A 13,405-nucleotide genomic window follows, 5' to 3' on the forward strand; every position below is an offset into this window, starting at 1 on the left:
ATTAATAACCTTTGGCTTTTGCCTCATTCCAGAATTCATCGAGCTGTTCAAGCGTAAAGTCTTCAAATTTTCTGCCGCTCATTATTACCCGTCCTTCCACATATGTAAAACGTCGGATGAATTTTTCATTGGTTTTTCTCGCAGCTTCTTCGGCATCAATTTTATAGAAACGTGAAATATTCACAAGCGCAAACAGGATATCGCCAAATTCCGACTCCATTTCAGAGCTGAATTTTACCGCTTCCTTCTCGAATTCGGCAATCTCTTCTTTTACCTTCTCCCAGGCAGGCTCGACTTCCTTCCAGTCAAAGCCGACTTTTGCTGCTTTTTTCTGAATTTCAGCCGCTCTCATTAAGTTCGGGAATGATTTCGGGATAGAATCCATCATGGATTCCTGCTTTTCACCCTTTTCTTCCTGCTTAATGCTCTGCCAATTCTTCAGCACATCCTCTTCATCTTCAGCCTCGACATCACCAAAGACATGAGGGTGGCGGCGGACCATTTTTTCAGAAAGGCCCTCAATTACATCATCGATGGTAAAATAGCCCTCATCCTCGCCAATCTGTGCATGAAGCATCACCTGGAGAAGGACATCTCCCAATTCTTCTGTCATATGCCCGCTATCTTCATTATCAATTGCTTCAATCAGCTCATAGGCTTCTTCAATTAAATATTTCTTCAATGATTCATGAGTTTGCTTCTTATCCCATGGGCATCCGTTTGGCCCCCGCAGTTCTGCAATAATGCTCCGCAGTTTTGAAAAATCTTTATAGAGAACTGCATCATCTTTCACAGGAGGCACATATACAGAAGTTAAGTTATTCAGCTCCATATTATGATCCAGTTCATGCAGCTGCACTTGTTTAATAACCTCATCCTTGCTGCCGGCTGCTGTTACAATATAAACCTCGTAATCGTAAGGCAGTTTTTCCATCAGTGTCAGCTTGACGTCGCTCGCAGCAAACTGATCATAAACCTGTCCAATGATGACGTGGTGGGTCACCTGGATCTCATCTCTGTTTAAATCGGTTCCATCCAGAAGCTGAAATCCTTCGATCGGATCAATTTTCAAAGCCTGAAATAAAGGATCAAGGAAGCTTTGTCCTCCTTCAATCATAATCTCAATGCCTTTTTGCGGGGCACGCTCTATGAGAAGCTGCACCGTACGTTCCGCAACAAGCGGATGGCCTGGAACTCCATAAGTAACCTCTTTGGCAATGGCTTCTTCCAAGAGAAACTCACAAATTTCCTCATACACTTCTTCAAATTGCTCATGCTTTTCGTAGATATGATCAAAAGACTGATAAGTCAGCCCTTCTTGTTCGAGATCGCGCAGAACCGGATGCTCCTTTGTCCGCAGGTATAAGACCTTTGCCTGTTTAAGTTTTCGATATACACCAAAAGGAAGCTGATCCAAGTCTCCTGCTCCAAGCCCGAGAATGGTTATTTTTTTCATAAAGTGATTCATCTCCTAGTCTTTTTGGGAAGCAAGAACATGAGTTTGCTTCCAAGCGGAAGCAGAGCAAGCTCTTCCTCTTTAAAAGTATTGCCTTTAAACACGATATACAAATACGTAAAGCCTCCCAGCGCTACGCCGCTTAATGCCTGGAATCCGGCAAACATTCTGCCCGGTTCAGATATTGGCAGCATGGCTGTGGCCTGAAGGTACAGCTGCAAAACAATCGACATCATTAAAACAGCAAAACCGGCCACCACTAAAAAGCGAAGAGAAAGCAATGATATTTTCAAATATACCCGCAGCTTTACGATAAGAAGAATTAAGACGGCAGCAAGTGCCAGGCATGATGCGGCCGCTGCGCCAGCTGTGCCGTAATTAGGCACCAATAGGATGTTCAGGCTAAGTTTTGCCGCAAATCCCATCAGAATGGCCGCTGCCGGAAAAAAGATAAATCCCAGTCCTTGCAGGATTCCTGTGATTGTGATGATCAGGCTGCTCAGCAATATCAGCAGACTAAGAATCGCCAGGACATCTGATCCTGATGGGTTTTCGAACAGCATAATATTTGCAGGCCTTATGATATTCCAGAGGCCCACCGTTGCTGCAGCCCCAACGAGAATGCCGATTTGAAGGGCAAGTCTGATTTTATTATGAAGGAATGCAGGCTGATTTCTCATTTTTTCTTTGGAAATGAGCGGCACCAGCGACAGGGACATGGATGTTGCCACAACAATGCCCAGCTGAACAATCGGCTGACCGCGGTCATACACACCTTTCAGCGCTTTCGCTTCCTCCCCTTCAATTCCGGATGTTAATAAAAGCGAGTATAAATTGAACGAATCTGCCAGCTGAATAAAAATAAGCACGAGGCTGCTGATGCAGATGGCAAATCCCTGTATGATAATTGTTTTGGCCAGCTTGCCGCTTTTTTTTAAATCGATGGCAATGGCGGACGGCAGGTTTTTTCTTTCTTTTATATAAAAGAAGGTGATTAAAATCAGGATGGCAATAAGTCCGCCGGTTATGGCCCCAAAAAGGGCCCCGCCCCCCACCATGTATAAAGAATTTCCACCCTTAACAAGCAAATATGCGGCCATCAGGATGGTAATGACTCTGACAAGCTGTTCACCCACCTGGGAAACTGCGGTCGGAACCATGTCTCCTTTGCCTTGAAAATAGCCCCGGAAAAGGGACAGAATAGGAAAAAGAAGAAACATGGCCGCCACCACTCTGAGTAAAATCGCCAGCTGCGGATCGCCCATCCTGACAGCAAGCCAGTCCGAACCCCAATACAGAATGGAGAACCCGATAAAACCTATTATGGACAGTACAAAAGCAGAAACGGCAAATAAGTTCTGAATATCCTTCTCTTTCTTTAGAGCGGCATGCTCGGCATAAAGCTTTGAAATAATGACAGGAAATCCATATGTAGATAACACGATAATAATTCCATAGAACGGATAGACCTGCTGATATATATAAAAACCTACATCCCCGACAATATTTTGAAAGGGGACCCGGTAAACAGCACTTAAAATTTTGGTAATCAGGGCAGCGATCGTCAGAATAAACGCACCTCTAAACAAATCGCCAGATGTCTGAACGGGCTTCAATTGCCCATCTCCTTCCAATTGAATTCGAAAGTATTATAGCATATTGAAGCTTTATGCGCGGGAACGCTTGGGTTGGATGCGGATAATTTTGATTGTGCACGGATTTAACGGGATTGCGCACGTTGTTTTTTGGGTACACGCGGCTTTCGTGTTTTTACGCGGGAATATCCTTCGATTGTGTACGCTCATTAACCATTTGCGCTGGAAATCTTTGTTTTCGCACGTTATATTTTCTTTTACGAGCGGGTCGGGGTTTTGCGCGCGGATATCCTTGGGTTGAGTGCTCACTAACCTTGCGCGCGTTAAATTTTTGTTTACGCGCCAGTCCGGGACTTTTGTGCGCGAATTTCCTTCAATTGCGGGCGCTCTCTTACTTTGTGCACGGAATTCCTTTGTTTACGCGCGCTCCTTTTACGATTACGCGCTGATTCGAGACTTTGACGCGCACTTCAACCCAGTTTACGCGCGGCACCTCCTACCCCAAAGAAAAAAGGCAGCATTCCGCTACCCCTTTCATTAAGTATCCATTTTTATGATTCCATTTGTCTGGCCAGGAAGCCTGCTGCAGTTTCAACTGCCTTTTGTTCTACGTCGCCAAGTGAATCTTCTTTTGCAAAAATGATAACTGCTCCAATTGGGTCGCCGTTTGCAATGATTGGGCCAATTGTATAAGCGGAGGAAGATTCTGTGTTCCCGTCAACAAGCGAGATGTCGCCTGACTGGTTAACCAGGACTGAACTGCGCTCTTCCATTGTTTTTTCAACAAGATCGCTTATGTTTTTGTTTAAGTAATCCTTTTTAGAACCTCCTGCAACAGCAATGTAAGTATCTCTGTCACAGATTAACACTGGATTTCCCAGGCTGTCATATAATGCTTCTGCATATTCTTTTGCAAAATCGCTCAGTTCACTGATTGGTGAATATTTCTTTAAGATGACTTCTCCATCACGATCTACGAAAATCTCCAGCGGGTCCCCCTCACGAATACGCAGTGTTCTGCGGATTTCTTTAGGAATGACTACACGACCCAAATCATCGATTCGACGAACTATACCTGTTGCTTTCATCCAACGTTGCCTCACTTTCATCTGATGATTTAATAGAAAAGCGGAAGCGCCTTGCTCAGCCCTGGCAAGCATAAGACCAATCACACAGGAAGATCCCGATTTCTGGAGTGATTTGTCTTATGGCTCGAAGGGCTAAGCGCTGGAGCTAGACAACTCTTTCTCCAGCACAGCACTTACTCTTTCCTCTTTTGGCTATGATCCATAATTGGGAGAAAATGAATGCATCGCCATGTTTGAACTTAGTATCTTTCATATGGAAAGTTATATACGTGCACAAAAACTTTTTCTCATAGATGTTATTCATTCCAAAAACGGATAAACATTCCAAATGATCCTTCAACTTAAAATTACCCTCGTCAGAAAGAGATAAACATTTCTATTGTTTCATTTTATTGACAGTGGTGTTTCCATAAATTTACGCAGTTGGATGTTCCTGCTCCTTTTTCGCTTCCTGCATTCCTTTGATCACTTCGTATGCAATGTTGAGCCATTCATTTGTTTTGACGCCTTTAATATGGAGGACAGCTTTCAGTTTCTTTCCTTCCATGCCCAGGCCGATCATTCTGCCGTATTTGCTTGTGATCTGGAAAATCTTCTGGCCATCTATATGCTCGCTGGCCTTTTCTGATAAAAGAATCAGTACTTCCTGTTTGGATTGTTTAACTGTCTCGACTCCGGCAAATTCACCGTAGGCCTTCATTTCGGCAATCTGGAATAAATAACCCACCTCATCCGGATACTCGCCAAAACGGTCGATCATCTCATCCTGGAGCTCTTCCACATCTTCAAGCGAAGAAATGCCGCGGAAGCGCTTATACATTTCTATTTTCTGATGGCCATCAGACAGGTAGAAATCAGGAATATAAGCATCAACATCCAGGTCAATCTCAATTTTAGCCTGTTTTGCCTCGACGCCATCGAGCTTATCTTTCCGTTCTTCAATCGCTTCTTTAAGCATTTGCGAATACAGATCAAAACCGACAGAGTCGATGAATCCATGCTGTTCGGCTCCAAGCAGATTGCCGGCGCCTCTGATTGATAAATCCCGCATGGCAATTTTGAAACCTGAACCGAGCTCTGTAAATTCCTTTATGGCCTGAAGCCGCTTTTCAGCTACTTCTGTTAATACTTTATCTTTTCGATATGTGAAATACGCGTAGGCAACCCGGTTGGAACGGCCAACCCGGCCCCTAAGCTGATAAAGCTGGGACAGACCCATTTTGTCTGCATCATGGACAATCAGCGTGTTGACATTTGGAATATCTACGCCTGTTTCAATGATCGTTGTGCTGACGAGAACATCGGACTCGCCTTCCAGGAAGCTTAACATAACAGATTCTAACTCATTTTCCGTCATTTTCCCATGGGCATATGTTACCCTTGCATCTGGAACCAGCATGGATATTTCCTCGGCTTTTCGTTCTATATCCTCCACCCTGTTATATAGAAAATAGACCTGTCCATCCCTCGCCAGTTCCCTTTCAATTGCTTCACGAACCAATGCACCATTATACTCCATCACATACGTCTGGACCGGGAATCGGTTCTCAGGCGGTGTTTCTATGACCGATAGGTCCCTGACGCCAAGCATTGACATATGAAGGGTTCTAGGGATTGGCGTTGCTGTCAGTGTAAGGACATCCACATTGGTCTTAAGCTGCTTGATCTTTTCTTTATGTGTCACACCAAAGCGCTGCTCCTCATCAATAATGAGCAGGCCTAAATCTCTATACTGAATATCCTTTGATAAAATCCGGTGTGTGCCGACAACTACGTCAATAGTCCCTGCCTTTAAGCCTTTAAGGGTTTCGGTCTGCTGCTTTTTTGTTCTAAATCGGCTTAAAAGCCCAATTTCAATCGGGTAATCCTGGAATCGTTCTCTCATTGTTTCATAGTGCTGCTGAGCCAAAATGGTCGTCGGAACGAGGATGGCAACCTGTTTTCCATCCGCAATCGCCTTAAAGGCAGCACGGATAGCCACTTCTGTTTTCCCATAGCCCACATCTCCGCATAATAAGCGGTCCATCGGGCGCTCCCTCTCCATATCTATTTTAATTTCATGGATGGAGCGGATCTGGTCCTCTGTTTCCTGGTAAGGGAAGGCCGCTTCAAACTCCCTTTGCATATCCCCATCCGGACTGAAGGCATAGCCTTTTGATGCCTCACGCTCTGCATATAGCTTGATCAGATCATCCGCAATATCCTGAACAGAGGATTGAACCTTCTTCTTAACCCGCTTCCAATCGTTTCCGCCCAGCTTATAAATTTTTGGCTCTTTTGCTTCGGAGCCGACATACTTCTGGACAAGATCAATCTGTTCCACTGGCACATACAGTTTGTCGCTGCCCTGGTAGCGGATATGCAGATAATCTTTGTGGACCCCGTTAATCTCCAGAGTTTCAATCCCCAAATATTTTCCGATCCCGTGATTAACATGAACGACATAATCTCCAACCTTCAGTTCGGAATAGCTTTTAATTCTTTCTGCATTCGAAAGCTTTTGCCTGCGTGCTTTCTTTTTCGTGCGTTTGTTAAAAAGCTCTTCTTCGGTAATAACAGCCAGCTTTTGGCTTGGAAGCTCAAAGCCGGTCTGCAGACTGCCCTCTGTAATTTGGATTTTCCCTGTTAAAATCGGGTCATCCTCACTCACAAATGCCGCTTCTATCTCATAATCCTCAAGCACTCTTTGCAGCTTTTTGATCCTCTCTTGGTCTGGACCCAGGAATACGACCGAATATCTGCCCTTTTTCCATCTGTCCAGCTCGCTTTTCAGCACATGCATCTGTCCATGGAAATTCTGCATCTGTTTGCAGGTGACGTTAATGATGTTTTGCGGATTTGTATTCGGTACATGTCTCAGGAACAGTGACATATACGTAATCGGATGCTTTGAACGGTGCAGAAACTCTTTTAGGGTGTGGGAAACCTTCACATCATGAATAATCTGGCCTTCACCTAAAAGACTTGTATACCATTCGGCCTCTTCCTTATCAAGGGAGTCGTTCATTTCCTGCACACGTCTGATTTCGTCAATGAAAATTAAGCCATTGACGGGGAGATAGTCTACTAAACTACTTCCTTCCTCAAAGGCAAACGATAGGTATTTGAAAAGCTGTTCAGGCTTGTTCCCCATTCGCAGCTGTTCTAATTCATAGCCAACATTTTGGGCCAGCTGTGTTTTCGCTTTATCGTCTTTCAGTTTTTTCAGGCTTGATCCCAAACCCTTTTCCAGTTTTTCAATTATTGTCTGGAAGTGCTCTGAATCAAGAGGGATTTCGGTTGCAGGCCCAATCGAAATCTCGTTTAATTTTTCTTTTGACCTTTGGTCCTCCAAAGAAAAAGTCCGGATTGAATCAACTTCTGTATCAAATAACTCAATCCTGACTGGATCAGCCTCAGTCAGTGGATAGATATCAATAATTCCGCCCCTGACACTGAATTCTCCCGGGGAAGAAACCATTTCCGAACGGACATATCCCATCTGGACAAATCTTTTTAATTGATCATCAGTCAATTCATCGCCAATTTTTAAAGACAGCTGGTATTTCTGCCAGTGGCCTGGAGGCGGGAGAGTCTTTCTTAACCCGGCCATCGGGACGATCATGATTCCTGTCTTATGTTTGCTCCAATAATTTAAAGCCTCAATCCGCTGGGCCTTTAATTCCGGGCTGGCAATCCCCATTTCCGCTGCAATCAACTCATTTGCAGGATACAAAAACACTTCCGATTCTCCTGCAAGATTGACGATATCATCATATAGCTTCTGTGCCTGCAGAAGGTTGTGTGTTACACCCAGCATCGGCCTTCCCGAATGCTCATATATCGAAGACAAAAACAAGGTGCGTGCCGATCCTGATAATCCGGCAAGCATCTGCTCCCTTAGTCCTTCCTCTATGCCAGACAAGATGGAACTTACATCATCCTGCCGGCTAATAATCTCTTTAAGACCTAACATGAAAGCCCCTCCTATAACGAAAAGCGCAAGCGCCTCGATCACCCCCGACAAGCATAAGACGAGCCTCTCAGAAAGGCGTTCTTTGCCTTTTTGGAGGATTGGCTTATGACCTCGAGGGGGTAGGCGCTGGAGCTAGACAGTTCTCAACGTTCAAAGTTTCCCTTTATCTTTTAATAGCGCAAGCGCCTCGACTCCTCAATGGTACTGGCGCTGGAGCTAAATAGGTTCAAAGTTACAAGGATTTTTATCTTAAAAAGCGCACAGGGCGCTCTGGCAGTTCAACCGCCAAAAAGCAGATGCCATTCCAGGCCCATCGAGCCAGATAACTGACAGTCTGCAAAATCATTTTAACTATTATTAATCTTACTAAATAAATTATGGATGCAACAAGAATCTATAGAACGGTTTCTATCAAAAACAATGATTGCCTCAAAGGAGAAATAGAAAAATGCTTTGGATCGTCTCCAAAGCTTGTTAATGAATAATGAAGTCCTGCTGATGATAATCCGGATTGCGCTCCAGTGATTCCTGGCAATCCTCACAGATTGCTTTCACATGCATATCTCCTGTTTGATCATAGGAGATCATTTCCTGGCGTTCCTGATCGTTGAGCTTATGGAAGCCAAGCTGCTCTGAATGAACAGAGCTGTTCTCTAAAGAACCAATCTTTGTTCCGCAATGACGGCAATGATAGTGGATAGCCATGCCTGTCCCTCCCGTTAAACTGTCCATAATTCTAGTATGGACTTCGGGCAGGGAAATTATTCATGCATCCGGCAGCTGTCGGCAAAGTAGAGATACATTATTCTATGATAAGATTGATAAAAAATGAAGATTATTGATTAAAATCGTTCATTACCTGTAAAAATGGTCTTCTGAACCATTCCTCACAGGCATCTGCGCACTTTTTAGCCGTTTCGTCCATAATGTCCTGTTCTTCTTTAGAAAAGCGGCCCAGCACATAGTCAGGCACCTTCATGCCGCTTGGCGGACGGTCGATGCCAACTCGTATTCTGTTAAATTCCTGTGATCCCAGATGAGCGATTGTAGATTTGATCCCATTATGGCCACCTGCGCTCCCTTTCTGACGGAGCCGTATCTTGCCTACAGGAAGATCCAGATCATCATAAATGACCACAAGTTCGTCATCATTTATTTCGAAATAATCCATAACGGCCCGAATGGACTCTCCGGATAAATTCATATATGTAAGAGGTTTAAGCAGAAATACTTTCTCTCCGTTCACATAACCTGTGCCAAATACGCCTTTCAGCTTTGCCTGATTCAAAGGAATATTCAGCCGGTCCGATAAAACATCAATCACATCAAAGCCAATATTGTGCCTCGTCTTATCATATTGCTTGCCGGGATTCCCCAGCCCTACAATTAATTTCATTTTCTCACCCCATATTCGAAAAGCGCAGACGTCCAGTAATAACCTGGCGCTTGCGCTGAACTTATTCCATTCTCTTTTTCATTATAGTAGAAAGTGTGTTATTCGGTAAGAAGAATCTGCCGGAAGGTGTGCCGGGTTCAGACTCGGCTGCATCTGCGGCATCTGATCCTGTCCGAATGTGAGCCTTATTCGGACTCGGTCGCTCTTTTTTCTTCTCTTTCTGTCCGAATGTGTCCCCTATTCGGACTCGGTTGCTCCTTTTTCTTCTCTTTCTGTCCGAATATGCCCTTTATTCGGACTCGGTTGCTCTTTTTTCTTCTCTTTCTGTCCGAATGTGCCCCTTATTTCGGACTCGGTTGCTCCTTTTTCTTCTCTTTCTGTCCGAATGTGTCCCTTATTTCGGACTCAGTTGCTCTTTTTTCTTCTCTTTCTGTCCGAATGTGTCCCTTATTCGGACTCGGTTGCTCCTTTTTCTTCTCTTTCTGTCCGAATGTGCCCCTTATTCGGACTCATCGAATCCCTTTTACACTGCTTTTTTTTCTAATACCAAGCAAACAGGGGCTGGACATAATTGCCAAGCCCCTGCAAGAATAGCTTCCCTCGAGCTTATTCTTCACCTGTCTTATCTTCATCTGCTGTTGTTTTTCTGCCTTCTTCATTTTCAGGAGTGCCTGCTTCCTGTTCTTCACCGCTGTTAATTTCTTCTTCCTGTCTTGGAGGAAGTATGGATGCGATAACCTCGTCTTCTTCATTATTGATTTCATAGCCTCGATTGGCCTTGATATCAGCAACTGTTAAGGTCTCATTCACCTGCAGATTCGTTACATCCACTTCAACGGAAGATGGAATATTATTTGGTGTCGCTGTCACAGAGACTTCATGCATGGATTGCTGCATAACGCCTCCATCTTTTACTCCTGCTGCATCTCCAGTCAAGACGACGCGTACATCTGCAGTCATTTCCTTATTCATATCCACCGCAAGAAAATCTGCATGTACAATTGCATTTTTAATCGGATTGGACTGGTAGTCACCAAGCACCACTTCATGTTTGCTGCCATCTACATCTAATGAAAATACGCCGTTTCTGCCTACTTCCTTGATCGTCTTTAGAAAATCGGCTTCGCTTAAGTAGATGGATTGGCTTTGCAGCTTTGAACCATACACAACTGCCGGAATATTACCTTCTTTTCGCAGTGAAGTTAAGTTGGAGTTGCGTGAACCTTTTCTTTCTTTTGCTTGCAATACAGCTGTCATAAATACGTCCCCTTCCTCATTTAGAAAAATTCATGTCTATATAAAAAAATGCCCTAAAATGAGGAAGTCTAAACGTTTTTGTTTTTTCAGGTTTATTGTTTTTAGAAAGAACGCAGACCAGGCTTGCTTTACAGCAAGCCTGGATAGATTATTAAATTGCCGATCAATCAAAAAGAGTGCTGACAGATTGCTCTTCATGAACTCGGATGATTGCTTCACCGATTAGCGGTGCTACGGAAAGTTCGACAATCTTGTCTGTTTTCTTCTCTTCTGAAAGTGTGATTGAGTTTGTTACAACCAATTCTTTAATTGTTGAGTTTTCAATTCTTTCGATGGCAGGTCCAGATAGAACCGGGTGTGTACAGCATGCATAGACTTCTGATGCACCGTTCTCGATCAGGGCATTTGCTGCTAATGTAATCGTTCCGGCAGTATCAATGATATCGTCGATTAAGATGGCAGTTTTTCCATCAATGTTACCTACAATGTTCATGACTTCAGCCACATTTGGCCTTGGACGGCGCTTGTCAATGATGGCAATCGGCGCTTTTAAGCGATCAGCCATTTTACGCGCACGTGTTACACCGCCGTGGTCTGGAGATACAATTACGATGTCGCTATCCATCATTTTGTTCTTAAAGTAATCAGAAAGGATTGGCACACCCATTAAATGATCAATAGGAATATCGAAGAATCCTTGAATTTGCGGCGCATGCAGGTCAAGTGTAATCACACGGGTTGCACCAGCAGTTTCCAAAAGGTTTGCTGCAAGCTTAGCTGTAATCGGCTCACGTGCTCTTGCTTTGCGGTCCTGGCGGGCATAGCCATAATAAGGCATTACGATGTTAATGGTCTTGGCAGATGCACGCTTAAGAGCATCGATCATGATCAAAAGCTCCATTAAATGCTCATTAACAGGAGAGCTAGTTGACTGGATCACATATACATCGCATCCGCGGATACTTTCTTCAATGTTAATTTGGATTTCGCCGTCGCTGAAGCGCGTTACGGAACATTTACCAAGCTCCACACCAATCACATTGGCGATTTCTGCAGCTAGCTTGCGATTTGAATTTAAACTGAACACCTTTAAGTTTGGATCTAAATACTGGTTTGACATTTTGGGCCTCCATCGAATTATTTCGGTTTATTTCTTAATGTTTAATTTTTGCGTGTAGTTTTCCTTGTTCACCTGGCGTGCACGGGCAATGGAAAGGGCTTCTCCCGGCACATCTTCAGTAATTGTCGAGCCTGCTGCCACATATGCACCTTCCCCGATCGTTACCGGTGCCACGAGATTGGAGTTGCATCCAATGAATACACCGTCTTCGATTTTGGTCAGGTACTTATTTTTGCCGTCATAATTGACAGTGATTGAGCCGCAGCCCAGGTTAACATCCTTGCCTACTTCTGCGTCGCCAATATAGCTCAGGTGAGAGGCTTTGCTTCCTTTTCCGAAAACAGACTTCTTCACTTCAACAAAGTTGCCGATTTTCACTTCATCATGAATATCTGATTGCGGACGAATGTGAGCAAACGGCCCAATATTCACTTGTGAACCGATATGGCTGTCATGCGCTGCAGACTGGCGGATCACTGTGCCTTCTCCAATATGGCAATCAGAAATTTCCGTATTTGGTCCGATCACACACTCAGAACCAATGATGGTATTGCCGGAAATGATGGTTCCAGGATAAAGAACTGTATCAGAGCCAATTTTCACATCCGCTCCAATATATGTGTTTGACGGATCGATAATGGTCACGCCATTACGCATATGTTCTTCATTAATCCGCTGTTTCATGAAGGATTCTGCCTGCGATAAGGCTACCCGGTCATTGACACCCAGGGTTTCGCCAAAATCAGCCGTCTGGTAAGCTGTAACGACTTCCCCTTCATTTTTCAAGATCTCAATCACATCCGGCAGGTAGTATTCACCCTGCACATTATCATTTGTAACTTTGTTTAAGGCTTCAAACAGAGCCTTATTATCAAAACAATAGGTTCCAGTATTGATTTCTTTTATCTTTCGTTCTTCCTCGGAAGCATCTTTCTGTTCAACGATTTTTTCAACCATTCCCATGTCATTTCGGATCACGCGTCCATATCCGAATGGATTTTCCGCATGGGCTGTTAAAATAGTCGCTTTGGCAGAAAGCTCTTCATGATGCTTGAAAAGCGCTTCCATTGTTTCATGTTTGATGAGCGGTGTATCTCCGCATACTACAAGCGTCACGCCCTCTTTGCCTTCAAGCATATCGCGGGCCTGCATAACGGCATGAGCTGTGCCCAGCTGCTCCTCCTGAAGAGCATATTTGCTGCTTGAGCCAAGCTGCTGCTCTACCATTTCCGCTCCATGTCCAGTAATGGTGACAATTTCTTTTATGTTAAGCTTTGTAACTTGATCAACAACATGTTGAACCATCGGTTTGCCGCAAACAGGGTGAAGGACTTTGTAAAGCTTTGACTTCATTCTTGTCCCCTGGCCTGCGGCTAAAATGACCGCGTATCGATTAGACATTTACAGGCCTCCAATTTAACCTTTTTATCCATAACGAATATATCTTAAATGGGCTCTTATTTCAAGAAATGATGACAAAGTACATATATTTGTCATTACCATTAACGGTATTTTCTGAAGAAATGGTTTAATATTTT

The 13,405-nt window shown here is 44.0% G+C and carries 9 protein-coding genes; all 9 read right to left on the reverse strand.

Features of this window, described 5'->3' with window-relative positions; genetic code table 11:
- Position 1: 1 nt before the first annotated feature.
- Positions 2 to 1,456, reverse strand: coding sequence for a nucleoside triphosphate pyrophosphohydrolase (gene mazG, locus ACEQ1T_RS16730; RefSeq protein WP_370223844.1), 1,455 nt, complete (start codon positions 1,454 to 1,456; stop codon positions 2 to 4).
- Positions 1,457 to 1,464: 8 nt separating this feature from the next.
- Positions 1,465 to 3,072, reverse strand: coding sequence for an oligosaccharide flippase family protein (locus tag ACEQ1T_RS16735; RefSeq protein ID WP_370223845.1), 1,608 nt, complete (start codon positions 3,070 to 3,072; stop codon positions 1,465 to 1,467).
- A gap of 530 nt (positions 3,073 to 3,602) precedes the next feature.
- Positions 3,603 to 4,139 (reverse strand): stage V sporulation protein T, encoded by a 537-nt coding sequence (gene spoVT, locus ACEQ1T_RS16740; protein ID WP_009336655.1) that lies wholly within the window; start codon positions 4,137 to 4,139, stop codon positions 3,603 to 3,605.
- A gap of 415 nt (positions 4,140 to 4,554) precedes the next feature.
- Positions 4,555 to 8,094 (reverse strand): transcription-repair coupling factor, encoded by a 3,540-nt coding sequence (gene mfd, locus ACEQ1T_RS16745; RefSeq protein ID WP_370223847.1) that lies wholly within the window; start codon positions 8,092 to 8,094, stop codon positions 4,555 to 4,557.
- 474 nt (positions 8,095 to 8,568) lie between these two features.
- Positions 8,569 to 8,799 (reverse strand): anti-sigma-F factor Fin family protein, encoded by a 231-nt coding sequence (locus ACEQ1T_RS16750; RefSeq protein WP_206845867.1) that lies wholly within the window; start codon positions 8,797 to 8,799, stop codon positions 8,569 to 8,571.
- Between the two features lie 130 nt (positions 8,800 to 8,929).
- The gene (pth, locus tag ACEQ1T_RS16755) at positions 8,930 to 9,490 is read right to left on the reverse strand and encodes an aminoacyl-tRNA hydrolase (protein ID WP_206845870.1); all 561 of its coding nucleotides are present in this window, start codon (positions 9,488 to 9,490) and stop codon (positions 8,930 to 8,932) included.
- A gap of 606 nt (positions 9,491 to 10,096) precedes the next feature.
- A complete protein-coding gene (locus ACEQ1T_RS16760) occupies positions 10,097 to 10,747 on the reverse strand; it encodes a 50S ribosomal protein L25/general stress protein Ctc (protein WP_370223849.1) in 651 nt (216 codons plus the stop codon).
- Positions 10,748 to 10,910: 163 nt separating this feature from the next.
- Positions 10,911 to 11,867 (reverse strand): ribose-phosphate diphosphokinase, encoded by a 957-nt coding sequence (locus tag ACEQ1T_RS16765; RefSeq protein ID WP_206845873.1) that lies wholly within the window; start codon positions 11,865 to 11,867, stop codon positions 10,911 to 10,913.
- Positions 11,868 to 11,894: 27 nt separating this feature from the next.
- Entirely contained in the window at positions 11,895 to 13,268 is a 1,374-nt protein-coding gene (gene glmU, locus ACEQ1T_RS16770) for a bifunctional UDP-N-acetylglucosamine diphosphorylase/glucosamine-1-phosphate N-acetyltransferase GlmU (RefSeq protein WP_206845874.1), read from the reverse strand.
- Positions 13,269 to 13,405: the final 137 nt, after the last annotated feature.

The sequence above is a fragment of the Cytobacillus sp. genome (assembly GCF_964223445.1).
Classification (GTDB): Bacteria; Bacillota; Bacilli; order Bacillales; family Cytobacillaceae; genus Cytobacillus.

What these genes read in the sequence shown, in the direction of transcription:
- mazG (WP_370223844.1), bottom strand. Translation starts at nt 1,456, where the DNA reads ATGAAAAAAATAACCATTCTCGGGCTTGGAGCAGGAGACTTGGATCAG.
- mfd (WP_370223847.1), bottom strand. Translation starts at nt 8,094, where the DNA reads ATGTTAGGTCTTAAAGAGATTATTAGCCGGCAGGATGATGTAAGTTCC.
- glmU (WP_206845874.1), bottom strand. Translation starts at nt 13,268, where the DNA reads ATGTCTAATCGATACGCGGTCATTTTAGCCGCAGGCCAGGGGACAAGA.
- spoVT (WP_009336655.1), bottom strand. Translation starts at nt 4,139, where the DNA reads ATGAAAGCAACAGGTATAGTTCGTCGAATCGATGATTTGGGTCGTGTA.
- pth (WP_206845870.1), bottom strand. Translation starts at nt 9,490, where the DNA reads ATGAAATTAATTGTAGGGCTGGGGAATCCCGGCAAGCAATATGATAAG.
- ACEQ1T_RS16760 (WP_370223849.1), bottom strand. Translation starts at nt 10,747, where the DNA reads ATGACAGCTGTATTGCAAGCAAAAGAAAGAAAAGGTTCACGCAACTCC.
- ACEQ1T_RS16750 (WP_206845867.1), bottom strand. Translation starts at nt 8,799, where the DNA reads ATGGCTATCCACTATCATTGCCGTCATTGCGGAACAAAGATTGGTTCT.
- ACEQ1T_RS16765 (WP_206845873.1), bottom strand. Translation starts at nt 11,867, where the DNA reads ATGTCAAACCAGTATTTAGATCCAAACTTAAAGGTGTTCAGTTTAAAT.